Origin of the sequence: Nonomuraea sp. B12E4, from assembly GCF_039871825.1 — a bacterium.
Lineage (GTDB): Bacteria > Actinomycetota > Actinomycetes > Streptosporangiales > Streptosporangiaceae > Nonomuraea.
The window spans coordinates 126,125-143,825 of record NZ_JBDPME010000016.1 but is presented as its reverse complement, the minus strand read 5'-3'; the positions used below and the strand labels follow the sequence as shown (position 1 = coordinate 143,825).

Here is a 17,701-nt window from a genome sequence, read left to right as displayed (position 1 = left end):
ACGGGGGACGGGTAACCGGGGCGGGATGGTCGAGTTCTTAGATACCGCATTGAGCTTTCCGACGGTCATTTTCACTTTCCTTCTGCTGGTGGTCGTCGCTTATTGGCTGGCCGTCGTCACCGGGCTGTTCGAGCTGGAGGACGACGCCGCGTGGCTGGGCCTCGGGGGAGTGCCCGGCGGCGTCGCAGTCTCGCTGCTGATCGCGCTGGCCTGGCTGCTGTGCCTGATCGGCAGTCAGGTGACGAGCGGCGGCCCGCTGATCGCCGTGCCCTTCGCGGCCGCGGCCGGAGCCTGGCTGGCCACCCGCGGCCTGCTGGTTCCGCTGCGCAGGCTGTTCCCGGAGGGTGACCGGCACTCGCGTGGCGACTTCGTCGGCCGGATGTGCGTGATCCGCACCGGCGCGGCCACCCACGACTTCGGCCAGGCCGAGGTCACCGCCGCGGACGGCTCGTCCGCGGTCGTGCAGGTACGCACGACCGGCCAGGACCGGCTCGTCCGGGGCGACAACGCCCTCATCTTCGAATACGACAAAGACGGCGAATTCTTCTGGGTCATGCCCTACGAAAGTGAGCAATGATGAACGTCATCTCCACTGGCTTCGGCGTATTTATCGCCGTCATCCTGGTCGTCGTGATCGGCCTGCTCATCGTCATCGCGCGCCTTTTCCGCAAGGTCGAGCAGGGCAAGGCGCTGATCGTTTCGAAGGTCAACAGGGTCGATGTGACGTTCACCGGTGCCGTGGTGCTGCCCGTCATCCACAAGGCCGAGATCATGGACATCTCGGTCAAGACCATTGAGATCGAGCGCACCGGTCGCGAGGGCCTGATCTGCCGGGACAACATCAGGGCGGACATCAAGATCACATTCTTCGTCCGGGTGAACAAGACCGCCGAGGACGTCATCAAGGTCGCCCAGGCCATCGGCACCGTACGCGCCAGCGACGAGGCGACGCTGCAGGAGCTGTTCAGCGCCAAGTTCTCCGAGGCGCTCAAGACCGCGGGCAAGCACCTCGACTTCGTGGATCTCTACACCAAGCGCGACGAGTTCCGGGACGAGATCGTCCGGCTCATCGGCACCGACCTGAACGGCTACAGCCTTGAGGACGCCGCCATCGACTACCTGGAGCAGACCACGCTGCTCCAGCTCGACAAGAGCAACATCCTCGACGCCCAGGGCATCCGCAAGATCACCGAGCTGACGGCCATCGAGCACGTACGCACGAACGAGTACCAGCGCAACGAGGAGAAGGAGATCACCCGCCAGAACGTGGACGCCCGCGAGGCCATCCTCGAACTCCAGCGCCGCCAGGCCGACGCCGAGCTCAAGCAGCGGCGCGAGATCGAGACCGTCAAGGCCCGCGAGGAGGCGGAGATCGCCCGCGTGCAGGCCGAGGAGCGGCTGCGTGCCCGCACCGCCGACATCAGGACCGACGAGCAGCTCGGCGTGCAGCAGGAGAACCAGGCCCGCGAGGTCGCGGTCGCCGCGAAGAACCGCGAGCGCGTCATCGCGATCGAGTCCGAGCGGATCGAGAAGGACCGCATGCTGGAGGTCATCTCCCGCGAACGGGAGACCGAGCTGTCGCGCATCGCCAAGGACAAGGAGCTGGAGAGCGAGCGGCGGGCCATCGCCGAGGTCATCCGCGAGCGCATCGCGGTCGACAGGACCGTGGCCGAGCAGGAGGAGAGCATCAAGCGGCTGCGCGTGGTCGAGGAGGCCGAGCGCACCCGCCAGAGCCTGATCATCGCCGCCGAGGCCGAGGCGCAGGAGAACCTGGTCAAGGACATCAAGGCCGCCGAGGCCGCGGAGGCCGCCGCCAAGTTCAGGGCGCGCGAGGAGCTCACGCTGGCCGAGGCCAGGCAGCAGGCCGCCGAGTTGGAGACCCGGGCCAAGATCCGGCTGGCGGAGGGCGTACAGGCCGAGTCGGCCGCCACCGGGCTGGCGCAGGTGCAGGTCCGGGAGCGGGACGCCGAGGCCATCGAGAAGGTGGGCCGCGCGGAGGCCGTGGCGCTGACCGAGAGGCTCCGGGCCGAGGCCGACGGCGCCAAGGCCATGGCGGTGGTCGAGGGCGAGCGGCTCAAGGCGCGCGCGGCGGGCGAGGAGGCCATGGCGCTGGCCGGCGCGACCGCGGTGGGCGAGAAGCTCAAGGCCGAGGCCGAGGGTCTCACCCAGAAGGCGGCCGCGATGGCGGCGCTGGACGAGGCCAGCAGGTCGCACGAGGAGTACCGGCTGCGGCTGGAGGCCGACAAGGAGATCCGGCTCAAGCACATCGAAGTGTCGCGGCAGGTGGCCGAATCGCAGGCGAGTGTGCTGGCGGCCGGCCTGGCCAAGGCGAACATCGACATCGTCGGCGGCGAGACCGCGTTCTTCGACAGGGTGGTCGGCTCGATCACCGCGGGCAAGGTGGTGGACGGGTTCGTGGACAGCTCGCAGGTCGCGGGGGCGCTGGTCTCGCCGTACGTGAACGGCACGGCCAGCCTGGCGGCGGACCTGGCGAGCGTGGTCGGCGGGGTACGCACCGAGGACCTCAAGAACCTGACCGTGTCCGCCGTGCTCATGCGGCTCATCCAGGACGGCGGCCCGCAGACGACGGCGCTCGGCGAGCTGCTGGAGACGGCCCGCCGGCTGGGCGTGGCCGACTCCCCGGTGGCCGCGCTGGCGGGGGCGAAGGGCTGACGGTGAGCAAGCGGACCACCGGGCCTGTGACCGTGGCGGAGACGGAGCCGGCGGCGGAGCTGGCGGCGGAGCTGGCGGCGGGGACCTACGAGGTCCTCAGGAACCGGCTCCAGGTCCAGGCCAAGGCCCTGACCGCGGCGGCCGAGGCGCTCAACACGGCGCGGCTGGGCGTCTTCGGCGGCGCGGAGCTGCGACTGCTCGGCACCGAGCGGATCCGCACCGAGAACAACTGCGTCCCCAGGGACATCGTCTCCCTGGGTGACGTGATGCTGTTCGGCTACAACGTCTTCATCGGGCTCAAGCCGGAGACGACGGTGGCCGACGTGTTCGCGGTGCACCGGTTCTCCAGGGACGGGGAGGCGTTCCGGTTCGACCCGGACCGGCTGGAGACGCTGGACGACCCGGCCTTCGGCAAGGACTTCGCCGAGCTCTACCGCTATTACAAGGAGACGCGGCTGCGGCGGCTCCGGCGGGTGGAGGACAGGCTGCTGGCGGTGTTCCAGACCGGGCCGGCGGACCAGCGGGTGCTGCGCTGGACGGTCAGCAACGACGGGGTCCCGAAATATCAGGACAACAGGGGGGAGCGGGACCACGTCCTCCCCCCGGCGCACGACTTCGAGTGGACCGCGACCACCCGCGACGACCACGTGCTCGGCCGCCACCCGCACATCTCCATCGGCGGCGAGGTGTTCGTCGAGACGGTGGGCGGCGACCTCACCATCAAGATCGAGGACAACACGGAGACCGGCGCCGGGATCTACGCCGAGCCGGTCACCGAGCCCCTGCAGAGCCTGGCGGACGCCGACGTCGAGTACGCTCGCGTGGGGCCGCTCATCCTCCTGCGCATCAGGCCGTACAAGGAGAGCGGGTGGCGGCACCTGGTCTTCAACACCCGTACCAAGGCGGTGGTACGGCTCGACGGCATCGGGCAGGCGTGCCGGCGGCTCCCCGAGGACCAGGGGCTGATCTTCCCCGGCGGCTACTACCTGGCGACCGGGCTCAGCAAGACGTTCGAGACGGACGTGGCGGACCTGGAGTTCGAGCGGGTGGTGCGCTCGCCCAACGGCGAGGACGTCCTGTACGTCTTCCACGCCGCGGGTGACGGGCGCTCGTTGCTGCTGCCGTACAACGTGATCAGGAAGGAGGTGGCCAACCCCATCGTCTGCCACGGGTACTCGCTGTTCGACGACGGCACGATGGTGGTCTTCCGGGCCACCTCTGAGGAGCCGACCCGGGTCCACCCGATGCAGGTGTGGCAGACACCGTTCGTGTCGGACACCTACGCCGCCGCCCAGCCCGCCGGGACCGGCCCCCTGGAGCGCATCGGCAACGCCGAGCTGGTACGCGGCATCTCGGACTGCCTGTCCGTCACCCGCATGATCGCGGAGATGGCGCCGTCCACCGGTACGTTCGAGGGGCTGATCGCGGCCTGCACCCGGGCCTTCGACTCCTACCACTGGCTCGGCGAGCACGGGCTGCGCGCGCCGCTGGCCGACGTGCGCGCCACCGCCGAGCAGGTCCTCGAAGAGTACGAGAACGTCGAGCAGCTCACCCGCCAGGCCGCGCGGGAGCTCGCCGCGGCGCAGGAGGAGACCACCCAGCTCGTACGCCGGTCCGCCGCCGGCGACCCGGACACCGCCGACGCCTGGGTCACCACCCTGGCCACGCTGCGCAGGGCTCAGGGCCGGCTGATGACGCTGCGCGAGGTCCGCCACATCGACCTGGCCGCGCTGGACACGCTGGCCGCCTCTGTGGCGGACGAGCTGGCCTCGGCGGGCCGGCGGGCGGTGGCCTTCCTGGCGGGCGCGGAGGCGTTCACCGGCTACCACGCCGCGGTGGAGCGGCTGGCCGCCGACGCGGCCGCCATCGGCACGGTCGCCGAGGCCGCCCCCATCGCGGACCGGCTGGCCGAACAGGGCGAGGGGCTGGAGGTGGTGACGGAGGTGGTCGGCTCGCTGGACATCGCCGACGCCACCCTGCGCACCTCCATCCTGGCTCGGATCGCCGAGGTGCTCGGCGGGGTGAACCGGGCCAGGGCCGTGCTGGACGGCCGCCGGCGCGAGCTGCTGGGCACGGAGGGCCGGGCGGCCTTCGCCGCCGAGTTCGCGCTGCTGGGCCAGGCCATCACGGGCGCGCTGGCGATGGCCGACACTCCCGACAAGTGCGACGAGCAGCTTGGCCGGCTGCTGCTCCAGCTTGAGGGGCTGGAGTCGCGTTTCGGCGAGTTCGACGACTTCGCCGCGCAGTTGTCGGCCAAGCGGGAGGACGTCTACGAGGCGTTCTCGGCCCGCAAGCAGACCCAGCTCGACGCCCTGGCCCGGCGCGCCGACCGGCTTTTCGGCTCCGCCGAGCGCGTCCTGGGCGGCATCACCCGGCGGCTGGCCTCGCTCGCCTCGCCGGACGAGATCAACACCTACTTCGCGACCGACCCCATGGTGGCCAAGGTGCGCTCGACCGCCGGGGAGCTGCGCTCGCTCGGCGACGCCGTACGGGCGGAGGAGCTCGAAGGCCGGATCAAGGCGGCCCAGCAGGAGGCCGGGCGGGCGCTCAGGGACCGCCTGGACCTCTTCACCGACGGCGGCGCGACGCTGCGGCTGGGCCACCACCACTTCGCCGTCAACACCCAGCCCATCGACCTGACGCTGGTGCCGCACGACCACTCGATGCACTTCGCGATCACCGGCACCGACTACCGCTCGCCCGTCCCCGAGTCGTTCGCCGACACCCGCCCGTTCTGGGACCAGCTCCTGGTCTCGGAGACGCCGCAGGTCTACCGCGCCGAATACCTGGCCACGTCGCTGCTGGACTCGGCCGCCCCCGGCACTTCCCTCGCCGACCTGGTACGCCAGGCGGCCTCGGACCGGTACGACGAGGGATACGAGCGCGGGGTGCACGACCACGACGCCACGGCCATCCTGGACGCCCTGATGCGGTTGCGGGCGGGCGCCGGGCTTCTGCGCTTCCCGGCCGAGGTGCGGGCGGCGGCCCAGCTCTTCTGGGCGTTCGGCCTGACGGAGGTTTCACGTAAAACATTCGCCACCCGCGCCGTGTCGCTGTCCCGGGCTCGCACGGTCTTCGGCCGCCCGCCCGCCCTGGACGCACTGGCTGCGGAGCTGGGCGGGCTGATCACCGAGTTCACGGCGGAGCTGGGCGCGGCTGCGGTGGCCGGGTCGGCTGGGGAGTATCTGGTCGAGGAGCTCGGGGGTGCCCCCCTCGGGTTCGTGACCAGCAAGGCGGCGCGCGAGGTGCTCGACGGGTTCCGGCAGGAGCTGGGGCCGGTCAGGACACGCGAGTTCGAGGAGGATCTCAAGGCCGTACCCCTGCCCGAGCGCCTCCAGCTCGCGCAGGCGTGGCTGGCCGCCTACCACCGGGGCCCGGAGACGGCCGAGGCGGTCGCCGTACAGCTGTGCGACCTTCCCCGGCACGAGTCCAGCGCCGCCCTGGCCGTGACCGTGGACGGCCTGCTCGGCGCCCACCCCCGCATCCAGAACCGCAGGCTGGAGATCAGGATCGACGAGATCCTCACCAGGACGCGTACGTTCGAGCGGGAGCGCGTCCCGGCCTACCGCGAATACCAGCGCCGCCGGAGCGAGCTGGTCGAGGCCGAGCGGCGCCGGCTGCGGCTGGAGGAGTACAAGCCCAAGGTCATGAGCGCCTTCGTGCGCAACCGCCTGCTCGACGAGGTGTACCTGCCGCTGATCGGTGACAACCTGGCCAAGCAGCTCGGCGCGGCGGGCGCGGGCAAGCGTACCGACCAGATGGGCCTGCTGCTGCTCATCTCGCCGCCCGGCTACGGCAAGACGACCCTGATGGAATATGTCGCGAGCCGCCTCGGCCTGATGTTCGTCAAGGTCAACGGTCCCGCCCTGGGCCACGAGGTGACCTCGCTGGACCCGGCGGACGCGCCCGACGCGACGGCCAGGCAGGAGGTGGAGAAGATCTCGTTCGCGCTGGAGGCGGGCAACAACACACTGCTCTACCTGGACGACATCCAGCACACCTCGCCGGAGCTGCTACAGAAGTTCATCTCCCTGTGCGACGCCCAGCGCCGCATCGAGGGGGTCTGGAACGGCCGCACCCGGACATACGACCTGCGTGGCAAGCGGTTCGCGGTGTGCATGGCGGGCAATCCGTACACCGAGTCGGGCACCCGGTTCCGCATCCCCGACATGCTGGCCAACCGGGCCGACGTGTGGAACCTGGGTGACGTCCTGTCGGGCAAGGACGAGCTGTTCGCGCTGAGCTACGTGGACAACGCCCTCACCTCCAACCCCGTCCTCGCGCCCCTGGCCGGCCGCGACCGCGCCGACGTGGAGCTCCTGGTACGACTCGCCAAGGGCGACCCGACGGTCCGGCCGGACCAGCTCGGGCACCCGTACGGCAAGCCGGAGCTGGACCAGATCCTCAGCGTGCTGGCCAAGCTGGTGCGCGTCCAGGAGGTCGTGCTGGCCAACAACCGGGCCTACATCGCCTCGGCCGCCCAGTCCGACGCCGCCCGTACCGAGCCGCCGTACCGGCTGCAGGGCTCCTACCGCAACATGAACAAGCTGGCCGAGCGCATCGTCCCCGCCATGAACGACGCCGAGCTGGAAGCGGTCCTGGACGACCACTACCTGGGCGAGGCCCAGACCCTGACCGCCGACGCCGAGGCCAACCTGCTCAAACTGGCCGAACTACGCGGCCGCCTCACCCCGGCCCAGGCCGCACGCTGGACGGAGGTCAAGGCCGCCTACCTCCGTGCCAAGGCCCTCGGAGGCGCCCAGGACGACCCGATGACCCGGGCGGTGGGCGCCCTGGGCCTCCTGGCGGACCGGGTCCGCGAGGTCGGCTCGGCGATCCGGGACTCCGACCGTTGAGGCGCGCGCCGGTCACAGCGGTATCCGAGCCCCCGTGGCCGCTGTCGCGATGACCGCGGCGCCGGTCAGGGTGGTGTCCGGGTCCGCGTGGCCGCTGTCGCGGTGAGCGCGGCGCCGGCCGGGGTTACGCGGTCGCCGCCCGGAGGGCCTGTGACACGGCGGCGGGGTCGGCGGGGAGCAGTGGCAGCCGCACGTCCGGGGTCGGGATCAGGCCCTGGGCGCGCAGGACGCCCTTGATCACGGTGGGGTTCGGCTCGGCGAAGAGCGCGGCCGACAGCCTGGCCAGCCGGTGCCCGAGCGCCCTGGCCCGGCCCACGTCGCCCTCGTGCCAGGCGGCCACCAGGTCGGCGAAGCCCCTGGTGTCCACATGCGCGGAGGCCAGGATCGCGCCCGCGGCCCCCAGCGCGAGCAGCGGCGAGACGAGCGCGTCGTCCCCGCCCAGCACCTCGAACCCGCCGGGCAGGTCACCGAGCAGGTCCACCGTCTCCTGGTCGATGCCGCCGACCGCGTACTTCACCCCGGCGATCATCGGATGCGCCCCGAGCCGCCGCAACGTCGCCGCCCCGACCGGCTGCGAGGTCCGGTACGGGACGTGGTAGATCACCAGCGGCACCCGCGTCTCCTCCGCCAGCGCCTCGAAGTGCGCCGCCACGCCGCGCTCCCCCGGCCGCAGGAAGTACGGGACGGTCACCAGCGCGGCCCCGGCCCCCTCGGGCAGGTCGCGCAGCGCACGGGCGGTCGAACGCGTGTCGTTCCCGGTCACGCCCACCGTCAGCAGCGCCTGCTGCTCCGCGCAGACCCGCGCGCAGATGTCGACCACCCGCGCCCGCTCCTCCGGTTCGAGCGCGGCCACCTCGGCGGTGGTCCCGAGCGCGACCAGCCCGGCCGCGCCCTGGTCGAGCACGTGGCAGGCGAGCTTCTCGACGGCGTCGGCGGCCACCCGCCCGGCAGCGTCGAACGGGGTGACCAGCGGTACGTGCAGTCCTCTCAGCATGTTTCGAGCGTGCCCCGCACAGACTCGTTAGGTCCAGCACGGATTTCTACGCTTGAGCTTAAGCTCGACTTATGCTCGACCCACGCAAGCTCCACCTGCTCCGCGAACTGGCCAGGCGGGGCACCATCGCCGCCGTCGCGCAGGCGGTCACCTTCACCCCGTCCGCCGTCTCCCAGCAGCTCAGCGCCCTGGAGCGGGAGGCCGGCGTGCCGCTGCTGGAGCGTACCGGCCGCACCGTGACCCTGACGCCCGCGGGGCTGCTGCTGGTGGAGCACGCGCAGGCTGTACTGGAGCAACTCGACCGCGCCGCGGCGGCGCTGGCCGGCGCGCGGGGCGGGCCGTCCGGGCCGCTGCGGATCGGCGCGTTCCCGACGGCGGCCCGCGTGCTGCTGCCGCCCGCGCTCGCCGCCCTGACGGGCGCGCACCCCGGGTTGGAGCCGATGGTCGCCGAGATCGACCCCGCCGACGTCTCGGCCGCGCTGCGGGCGGGTGAGCTGGATGTGGCGCTGGTGCACGAATACGACTTCGTGCCGCCGGTCACCGACGCCTCCATCGAGACGGATCCGCTGTTCACCGAGCCGATGTACCTCACCGGCCGCCCCACGATCGCCGCCGCCCGGACCGACGCGTGGATCACCAACAAGCCCGGCACCCTCTGCCACACGATGGCGGTCAGGGCCTGCCAGGCCGCCGGGTTCGAGCCGCTCGTACGGCATCACATCGACGACTTCGACACCGTGCTCGCCTTCGCCGCGGCCGGTCAGGGCGTCGCGATCGTCCCCCGCCTGGCGGCCACCGACCCCCCGACCGGGGTGCGCCTCACCCGCCTGCCCCTCAGCCGCCGCACCCTGGCCGCCTTCAGAAGGGGGTACGGCGAGCACCCGGCGATCCGGGCGGCCGTCACCGCCTTCCACACCGCCGTCCCGCACCTACCCGTGTAACTCCCCCTTGCGCGACGGTTGTCTACCCATCGCCCAGCAGGCTCCTGACCAGCGCGGCGAAGCCGGCGGCGAGCCGCTTGTGCTCGCCCGCCCGCAACTGGCTCGCGATCGGCTCCATGTGCAGCGTGCCGAGCAGCATGTGCGCGATCAGCTCGGCGTCCAGATCGGGCCGCGCCTCGGCGATCAGCCCGGAGACGTGCCCGTGCCAGTACACGTAGATCGGATTGGCCTCCCTGGGCGTCTCCGCGGCCTTCCTGGTGACCATGGCGTGCTCGTGGGCCGCCATCAGGTTGCCGTTGCGCGAGCCCAGCTCGGCGACCGCCGCGAGGAACGCGACCAGCCGCTCGACCGGCTCCGCACCCGGGCCGAGCGGCGGCGGCCCGACGGCGACGGCCTGCTCCAGCTCACGTGCCCGCTCGGCCATGAGCTCCACCATGAGCCCCGCCCGGCTGCCGAACCGGTGGAAGACCGTCCCCTTGCCCACCCCGGCGGCGGCCGCGACCCGCTCGACGGAGACCTGCTCGGGCGGGTGCCGCCGCAGCAGTTCCTCGGCCGCCCGCAGGATCGCCTGCCGGTTGCGCGCGGCGTCGGCCCGCTCTCGACGTTCCATCCGGTCATTCTGTCCCATGGACAAACTTGACCAGTGGTCCATATATTAACTGGACCAAAGGTTCAGTATCGAAGGAGTCACATGCGCGCGATCGTCCTGACCGGCAAGGGCGGCCCCGAGCGGCTTGAGGTGGCCGACGTGCCACGCCCGCGTCCGGGCGCGGGCCAGGTCCTCATCCGTACCCTTGCCGTCGGCGTCAGCTACGGCGAAACGCAGGTCAGAGCGGGGGTGCTGGAGTTCCCGGTGCCGCTGCCCGTCGTGCCGGGCGCCGAGGCGGCCGGCGAGGTGGTCGAGGTGGGCGAGGGAGTGGACCCCAAGCTGCTCGGGAGCACGATCGTCGGGGTGACCGGCGGGATCGGAGCGTACGCCGAGTACGCGACGCTGCCCGTCACCATGACCTGCCCGGTGCCGGAAGGCGTGGCGCCGGCGGACGCGCTGGCCGCGGCGGCGCCCGGCGCGGTGTCCCTGGCGCTGCTGCACCGGGCCCGGCTCGACGGCGGGCAGACCGTGCTGGTGGAGGCGGGCAGCGGTACGGCGGGGAGCCTTCTCGTGAAGCACGCGAAGGAGTTCGGGGCGAAATTCGTGATCGCCACGGCCGGCTCGGCCGCCAACCGGGACCGCGCCGCCGCCCTCGGGGCCGACCTCGTGCTCGACCACAGTGACCCCGGCTGGCCCGACGAGTTGCCGGACGTGGACGTGGCCTTCGAATCCATCGGCGGCACGACGGCACGACGAGTGCTCGACCACCTCACGCCCGGCTCGGGGCGCATGCTCACCTATGGGCAGCTGAGCGGTGAGCCGGCCGCCATCACGGCCGCCGACCTCATGGAACGCGGGGTGACGATCGTCGGCTGCGGCGGGCCGGGATGGGCCAGCGAGGTCTTCGAGACGCACTATCCGGCGATGCTGGCGCGGCTCGCCGCCGGGCGGAGCAGCGCGCGTATCGACCGCACGCTGCCGCTGGAAGAGGCCGCCGAAGCCCACCGCCTCGTGGAAAGCCGCACCCTCACCGGCCGGGTCCTCCTCATCCCCTGACCAGGACCAAACCCGGGCTCATCCTCTGACCAGGGCGAGGAACGAACCCGGGCTCATCCCCTGATCACGGGTTCGGCCCGGGGAACTCACCCTCTGACCGCAGGGCGACTCGAAACCGGACCCTTGGCACCATTCCGTGATTCCGGTGCCCGGGTCGGGTTCACCTGTCCAGGATGGCGTCGAGCACGGCCGTGGCGCTGGTCTGCTCCTGCTCGTACTCCCCGGCCGTGATGGCGACCACCAGTTCCTCACCGGGAACCACGAGCAGCCGCTGCCCGCCGTTCCCGATCGCCTCCACCCAGTGACGGTCCCCGGTGCTCACGTACCAGTGGTAGCCGTACTCGAATCCGTCCGCGATCACCACCCGGGGCCGCAGCATCTCCTGGAGCCACCCACCGGGCACGATCCCCCGCCCGCCGTCGAGCACGAGCTGCCCGACGGCGGCCAGATCGACGGGCCGCAGCCGCAACCCGGCGGCGGCCATCGCCAGCCCGTCTTTCCCCTTGCTCCACTGGAAGTCCTCGACCCCGAGCGGCTGGAAGAGCACACCGGCCGCGTACTCCTCCAGTGGCCTGCCGGTGCCCCGCTCGATGATCCCCCCGATCAGCGCCGTGGCCCCGCCGCAGTAGTTCCACCGCTTCCCCGCCGCCTCGACGACGGGCCGCTCCAGCACGTACCGGTAGCGGTCCGGGGCCAGCTCCATGGCGATCTCGCTGTTGGCCGTGCTCGTGTAGGGCGCGTCCTCGGTCCAGTCGAGCCCGAGCGTCATGGTCAGCGCGTGCTCGATGGTCAGGTGAGCCCGCCCGAGATCCTCCACCAAATCCGCATATTCCGGGAACTGCCGAACCAATCCCTCCCCCGGCTCCGGCACCAGCCCCTCGCCCAGCGCGATCCCGTACAGCAGCGCCACCACGCTCTTGGACACCGACCGCACGTCGTGCAGCGTGTCCCGGCCGAACTCGACATGCCCCAGCGACTCGCCCAGCCGGTGATCCGCCCCGGCCCCGTACCACTCCAGAACAACGTTCCCGCTCCGCCTCACCACGAGCCCGTGCAGGTTGGGAGCCTTGCCCGAACGCAGGACCGCATCGATCCGCTCAGTCATCGCCACGATATTCCTCCCCGGAAGTCGGCACATCCTGGCATATCTCCTCACAGGGTGTCAGGCACAATTTCGCGGGAAGGTAGCCGCCGTCTAAGTAAGATTGAGTCTTACTTAGATGCAGTCATACTTTGGAGCCGCGTCATGGTGGTCGAATTCTCCGTCCCCGGCACGACCGCCACCACGCGCCGGATCGCCGTCTCGCGCGCGGGCGCGGAGCCCGGGCTCCCGCTGCGGCAGCTCTGGCGCCCGGAGGACCTGCTGGCGGCCTGGGCGGCCTGAGCGTTACGAGAGCTGTGCGGCGAGTTCCGCCAGTGCCGACTCCCAGGGGTAGGCGTCGAAGTTGTCGGCGCCGGTGCTCGGCTCGTGGGGCTCGAAACGGCCCGGGCCGATCAGCACGCGTACGCCGTCGGCCCGCAACTCCTCGACGCTGCGCCGGAAAGCCGTACGGGCGGCCAGGGCACGGTTGACGAAGGGCAGCACCACGACCGGGATGCCGAGCCCGGGCGCCTCAGCGAGCACCCCCAGGGCGTAGGTGTCGGCGATGCCGAGGGCGAACTTGTTGATCGTGTTGTACGTGGCGGGCGCGACGATGATCGCATCGGCCCGCGGCGGCTTCGGCTCGTCCGGCTTGCGATACCGGCTACGCACGGGGCGACCGGTCCGCCGCTCCAAGTCGGCCACGTCGATGAAGTCCAGCGCCGACGGCGTGGCGACGATCTGGACGACCCACCCCGCCGCCTGGGCCAGGCCCACGAGCCGGCCGACCTCGGCGGCCGGCCCGGCCGCGCACACGACAAGGTAGAGCACTTTGCCCGGCATTTCGGTCACGTGACAACCCTCAGGGATGCTGACGACAAATGGAATTCCATACGGCACACGCTACCGACAGATAAATGCACATAAATCGTCATTCACTACGATTTAGCCGCCCTCGCCGGCAACTACACCCACCATAACGGGAGAATATTGGGCGGCACCACGGAGGAGTTCGACGCGGAGAAGCGGTCACCGCTGGACCGGCTCCTCAACAGCTGCGGGCTCAGCCAGCCGCGTAGCCTGCGGCGAACTGAGCCCGCACACACCGGGGCCCCAATTCGATATGCCGGTCACAAGGGCCCTTCCCGTGTCCGTGCCAGATTAGCCCATGCACCAATACGAAAGCCGTTCAACCGGCCGACTCCCTTCGCCGAATAATCAGAAAATTGCCCGCAACTCATAGACTCCGCACACACTCAACGTCATGCGGCTTTGGACACCTCAGCCGAGGTGAGCGGCGGCGCGATGGCCTCCAGGCCCCTGCGCTCGGCCTTGACCCCGAGGAACAGCTCGACCAGCCCTGCGACGATCATCACCGCCGCGCCGATCGCGAACGCCAGCGCTGTGTCCCCCGGCACCCCGGTCTCCACCAGCGAGGCGAAGAGCAGCGGGCCCGTGATGCCGCCGGCGGCGGTGCCGACCGCGAAGAAGAACGCGATGGCCATGGCCCTGGTCTCCATCGGGAAGATCTCGCTGACCGTCAGGTAGGCCGAACTGGCCCCCGCCGAGGCCACGAACAGCACCACCGACCAGCACGCGGTCAGCGTGACCGCGGTGAGCGAGCCCTGCGCGAACAGCCAGGCCGTGCCCAGCAGGAGCAGCCCGGAGCCGATGTACGTGGCCGAGATCATCGGGATCCTGCCGACCGTGTCGAAGAGCGGGCCGAGCAGCAGCGGGCCCAGGAAGTTCCCGACCGCGATCACCGCGAAGTAGTAGCCCGTGTGCGTGTCGATCTTGAAGAACATGGCCAGGATCTGCGCGTACCCGAAGGTGATGGCGTTGTAGAGGAAGGCCTGCCCGATGAAGAGCGACAGCCCCAGCACCGTGCGCTTGGGGTAGAGCGCGACCATGGTGTGCGCGATGCGCAGGAAGCCGATCGACTTGCGCTGGTGCACGGTCGTCGGCTGCGCAGGCTCCGGCAGGTCCCCGCCGACCCGCTTCTCGATGTCGCCGACGATCCCCTCGGCCTCCTGGTCCCGGCCGTGGATGAACAGCCAGCGCGGGCTCTCCGGCACGTTGCGGCGGACCAGCAGAATGGCCAGCCCCAGCACCACGCCCAGGCCGAACGCCACCCGCCAGCCGATGTTGACCGGCAGGTCGTTCAGCAGCGGCACGGTAAGCAGTGCGCCGCCGGCCGCGCCGAGCCAGTAACTGCCGTTGATCAGGATGTCGATACGCCCCCGGTGCCGGCTCGGGATGAGCTCGTCGATGGCCGAGTTGATGGCCGCGTACTCGCCCCCGATCCCGAACCCGGTCAGGAACCTGAACAGGAAGAACCACCAGGCGCTGAAGGAGAAGGCCGTCATCAGCGTCGCCACCAGGTAGACGATCAGCGTCACGATGAACAGCTTCTTGCGGCCGAACCGGTCGGTCAGCCAGCCGAAGAAAAGCGCCCCCGAGCAGGCCCCCGCCACGTAGAGCGCGGCGGCCACGCCCGCGACCTGCGCCGCGGTGATGTCGAGGCCGCTGCCCGGCTTGGCCAGTTGCGCGGACAGGTTACCGACAATGGTGACTTCGAGGCCGTCGAGAATCCAGACCGTGCCAAGCCCGACGACGATCATCCAGTGCCAGCCGGACCATGGCAGCCGATCCAGACGAGCCGGAATTTTCGTGCTTATCGTGCCGGTCTCCACGTCGCTCATGGCCCATACGGATACCCGGGAAGCGCGTGGCAAACATGATCAGGGTTTCCTGGCCTCCACCATGTCCGTCCTGAACCACGGCCCGCCGTACCAGAACCGCCAGCCCAGATCGCGCCGGCGCACGTCGGTCACGCCGAGCTCGCGGAGCGTGGCCTCGTACGCGGGCGCGTGCTGGAAGTCGGCCACCAGCAGCAGCCCGCCGGGCCGCAGCACCCGGTGCGCCTCCCCCACGGCCCGCGCGCGCCCCTCGGCGTCGGGGATGTTGTGGACGGCCAGGCTCGACACGATCACGTCGAAGGCCCCGTCCCCGAACGGCAGTTCGCGCATGTCGCCCGTCACCGGCTCCACCCGGTCGGAGACGCCTTCGGCCACGGCGTTCGCCCGGGTCGCCGCCTCCTTGTTGCCCGACTGGTCCTTCGTGCTCCACAGGTCGACGCCGGTGGCCCGCCCCCCGGCCAGCCGCCCGGCCGCGAGCATCAGCGTCGCTCCCCGGCCGCAGCCGAGGTCGAGCAGTCGCTCGTCGCCCTCCAGCCGGCGCAGCTCTGCCGCCCAGACGACGAACTTGCCGCGCCGCGTCGTGTAGAGGTAGCTGGCCGCGCTGGCCAGCGTGTAGAGCCCGCCGAGGGTGAAGGCCACACCCGCCGCGAGGATGTCGAGGCCATACGAGAACGCCGCCAGGGCCAGCAGGATGACCGCCCCGAAGAAGAGACCGGTCAGCGCCCAGGGCGCGTCGAATCCATAGCTACCGTGTCGCTTGCGCACATTCACGTTATGTCTCAACAAGGACTTGGCGGGGAATTGACCAACCCTTTCCCGGCGAACCGCCAATCCCGCACAACGCATTACTAAGGTGACCTGAACGGGTGTGCAGTGGGGGTTTGACCAGGGATGACGGGTAAAGACCGTGAACTCGGACTGGGAGCCAGCATCGTGTTGACACTGAGTTCTGCCGTTTTGTGGGGGGTTGCCCATGTGGCCGCCGACCGCCGCAAAACCGGCATCACACTCATGGCCGTGTACCTTCTGATGCTCGCCGGCATCCTGGTGCTGTTCACGGCCTTCAGCTCCCATCTCCTGTCGCTGGCGGTCCAGCCCCGCTGGCTGATCGCGCTCAGCGTGGCGCTGGTGGTGCTCGCACTCGCCTGGACCGGCGTGATCGTCTGGTCCTTCCTCCTGGTACGCCCGCCGAGCACGGACACGGTCGGCCGCTTCCTGACCACGGCCCTGACCCTGGCCCTGTGCGGCCTGGTCCTGATCCCGACCGTCTACGCCGCCCGGCTGGCCTACCTGTCCCGGGACGTCGTCAACACGCTGTTCTCCAGCGACGGCCAGGCGGCCCTGGCCCACGACCCGTGGAACGGAGCCCGGCACGTCAACTTCCTGCTCCTCGGCGGGGACGCGGCCCCCGGCCGGCCCGGCGTACGCACCGACAGCGTCACCGTGGCCAGTGTGGACACCACCAGCGGCGAGACCGTGCTGTTCGGCCTGCCGCGCAACCTCCAGCGGATCCAGCTCCCCGCCGGCCCGGCCAGGGACCGCTTCCCGACCGGCTTCACCGGCGACGGCAACGCCGACACGCCGGGTCTGCTCAACGAGATCTTCCAGTACGCCGAGGACCACCCCGACCTGGTTCCGGGCGTGCCGAAGGGCAAGCGCGGCCCGACGCTGATCAAGCAGACCGTCGGCGACATCCTGGGCATCCCGGTGAGCTACTACGCCCTGATCGACATGAAGGGCTTCGCGCAGATGATCGACGCCATCGGCGGCGTACGCGTCACCATCAAGCAGCCCATCGTGTACGGCAAGTATCGCGAGGGCCTGCTCCCGGCCGGCACCCGCAAGCTGTCGGGCGAGGAGGCGCTCTGGTTCGGCCGCTCCCGCACCGACAGCGACGACTACGTCCGCATGGGCCGCCAGAAGTGCCTGCTCAACGCCGTCGCCAAGCAGGCCGACCCGATGACCGTGCTCAACAGCTTCGAACGCCTGGCCGCGCTCACCAAGCGCTCGATCTCCACCGACATCCCGCAGCAGGTCCTGCCGGGGGTCGTGGACCTGGCCCAGAAGATGAAGGGCACCAAGATGCGCAGCCTCAGCTTCGTGCCCCCGCTGGTCGACACGGCCAACCCCGACTGGCGCCTCATCCGCCGCAAGGTCGCCGAGGCCCTGGACGAGCAGCGGCGCCCCACGGCCAGGCCCGCGACCGCCAACCCCCAGAAGCCGGTCGCGGTCCAGAGCCCGGACCAGCCGATCAGCCTGGACTCGACCTGCGGCTAGACCGTCTCGTCCAGGTTGTCGGCGTAGTAGGCGATGGCGCGCCGGTAGCGGCCCGCCTTGTCCGACTCGGCGACGACCTTGAGCAGCGTCGTGACCGCCTCGCCCGAGCGGCCGGCGTTGTGCAGCGCCATCGCCGTGAACGTCCGCAACCCGGCATCCCCCGGGAACTCCAGCAACCCGCGCCGGAACGTCTCCAGCGCGTCGTCAACCCTGCCGAGCACCCGTAGCGTGCTCCCGAAGCCGGTGAAGGCCCCCAACCGGTCGGCGGCGCTCAGCCCTTGCCCCGCCAGTGCCCGCTCGTAGTGGGGCACCGCCTCGGCCTCCAGCCCGAGCGCGTCATGCACCCATGCCGTCTGGTAGGCCACCTCGGCGTCATCGGGGTGCCGGGCCGCCAACTCGACCAGCGACACCCGTGCCTGCTCCAACTCGCCCGTCTCGCGCAGGCGCACCGCCTGTGCCAACTGAACATCACGCATGCACCGAGTGTGGCATGATGGTGACCGTCCCAGACGGAAACGATTTTCATACCCACCAG

Annotated in this window: 14 protein-coding genes; 7 read left to right on the top strand and 7 right to left on the bottom strand. The window is 70.7% G+C overall.

Annotated elements, in window-relative coordinates; translation table 11 throughout:
* Positions 1-88 precede the first annotated feature (88 nt).
* The 3 genes from ABGB18_RS30990 to ABGB18_RS30980 are packed head-to-tail and all read left to right on the top strand — an operon-like array spanning position 89 to position 7,529.
* Positions 89-577, top strand: a complete 489-nt coding sequence (locus ABGB18_RS30990; RefSeq protein WP_347699160.1) for a hypothetical protein — start codon at positions 89-91, stop codon at positions 575-577.
* On the top strand, positions 577-2,673 hold the full coding sequence (locus tag ABGB18_RS30985) for a flotillin family protein (RefSeq protein WP_347699227.1): 2,097 nt from the start codon (positions 577-579) through the stop codon (positions 2,671-2,673). The genes ABGB18_RS30990 and ABGB18_RS30985 overlap by 1 nt, the downstream gene beginning before the upstream one ends.
* Positions 2,674-2,699: 26 nt before the next feature.
* Entirely contained in the window at positions 2,700-7,529 is a 4,830-nt protein-coding gene (locus ABGB18_RS30980; protein WP_347699226.1) for a DNA repair ATPase, read from the top strand.
* Positions 7,530-7,653: 124 nt separating this feature from the next.
* Here ABGB18_RS30980 and ABGB18_RS30975 read toward each other — a convergent pair whose 3' ends face one another.
* The gene (locus ABGB18_RS30975) at positions 7,654-8,523 is read right to left on the bottom strand and encodes a dihydrodipicolinate synthase family protein (protein ID WP_347699159.1); all 870 of its coding nucleotides are present in this window, start codon (positions 8,521-8,523) and stop codon (positions 7,654-7,656) included.
* Positions 8,524-8,594: 71 nt separating this feature from the next.
* Between ABGB18_RS30975 and ABGB18_RS30970 the strand changes: the two genes are divergently transcribed.
* Positions 8,595-9,464 (top strand): LysR family transcriptional regulator, encoded by an 870-nt coding sequence (locus ABGB18_RS30970; protein WP_347699158.1) that lies wholly within the window; start codon positions 8,595-8,597, stop codon positions 9,462-9,464.
* Positions 9,465-9,486: 22 nt separating this feature from the next.
* Here ABGB18_RS30970 and ABGB18_RS30965 read toward each other — a convergent pair whose 3' ends face one another.
* Positions 9,487-10,074: a TetR/AcrR family transcriptional regulator gene (locus ABGB18_RS30965; RefSeq protein ID WP_347699157.1), complete on the bottom strand. Its 588-nt coding sequence runs from the start codon at positions 10,072-10,074 to the stop codon at positions 9,487-9,489.
* A gap of 81 nt (positions 10,075-10,155) precedes the next feature.
* Between ABGB18_RS30965 and ABGB18_RS30960 the strand changes: the two genes are divergently transcribed.
* Entirely contained in the window at positions 10,156-11,109 is a 954-nt protein-coding gene (locus ABGB18_RS30960) for a zinc-binding dehydrogenase (protein ID WP_347699156.1), read from the top strand.
* A gap of 160 nt (positions 11,110-11,269) precedes the next feature.
* Here the strand turns inward: ABGB18_RS30960 and ABGB18_RS30955 are convergent, their stop codons facing one another.
* Positions 11,270-12,214: a serine hydrolase gene (locus ABGB18_RS30955; RefSeq protein WP_347699155.1), complete on the bottom strand. Its 945-nt coding sequence runs from the start codon at positions 12,212-12,214 to the stop codon at positions 11,270-11,272.
* A 141-nt stretch (positions 12,215-12,355) separates the two neighbouring features.
* Here ABGB18_RS30955 and ABGB18_RS30950 point away from each other — a divergent pair, with 141 nt between their 5' ends.
* The gene (locus tag ABGB18_RS30950) at positions 12,356-12,493 is read left to right on the top strand and encodes a hypothetical protein (RefSeq protein ID WP_347699154.1); all 138 of its coding nucleotides are present in this window, start codon (positions 12,356-12,358) and stop codon (positions 12,491-12,493) included.
* A 3-nt stretch (positions 12,494-12,496) separates the two neighbouring features.
* Here the strand turns inward: ABGB18_RS30950 and ABGB18_RS30945 are convergent, their stop codons facing one another.
* The 3 genes from ABGB18_RS30945 to ABGB18_RS30935 form a co-directional block, all read right to left on the bottom strand.
* Positions 12,497-13,033, bottom strand: coding sequence for a flavoprotein (locus ABGB18_RS30945; protein ID WP_347699225.1), 537 nt, complete (start codon positions 13,031-13,033; stop codon positions 12,497-12,499).
* Positions 13,034-13,452: 419 nt separating this feature from the next.
* Positions 13,453-14,892 (bottom strand): MFS transporter, encoded by a 1,440-nt coding sequence (locus tag ABGB18_RS30940; RefSeq protein ID WP_347699153.1) that lies wholly within the window; start codon positions 14,890-14,892, stop codon positions 13,453-13,455.
* 39 nt (positions 14,893-14,931) lie between these two features.
* Positions 14,932-15,654: a class I SAM-dependent methyltransferase gene (locus tag ABGB18_RS30935; protein ID WP_347699152.1), complete on the bottom strand. Its 723-nt coding sequence runs from the start codon at positions 15,652-15,654 to the stop codon at positions 14,932-14,934.
* A 246-nt stretch (positions 15,655-15,900) separates the two neighbouring features.
* On the opposite strand from ABGB18_RS30935, the gene ABGB18_RS30930 reads away from it, so the two are divergent.
* Positions 15,901-17,166 carry an LCP family protein gene (locus ABGB18_RS30930; protein ID WP_347699151.1) on the top strand — a complete coding sequence of 422 codons (1,266 nt, stop codon included), beginning with the start codon at positions 15,901-15,903 and terminating at the stop codon, positions 17,164-17,166.
* Here the strand turns inward: ABGB18_RS30930 and ABGB18_RS30925 are convergent.
* On the bottom strand, positions 17,163-17,642 hold the full coding sequence (locus tag ABGB18_RS30925) for a tetratricopeptide repeat protein (RefSeq protein WP_347699150.1): 480 nt from the start codon (positions 17,640-17,642) through the stop codon (positions 17,163-17,165). The genes ABGB18_RS30930 and ABGB18_RS30925 overlap by 4 nt on opposite strands.
* Between the last annotated feature and the right edge of the window lie 59 nt (positions 17,643-17,701).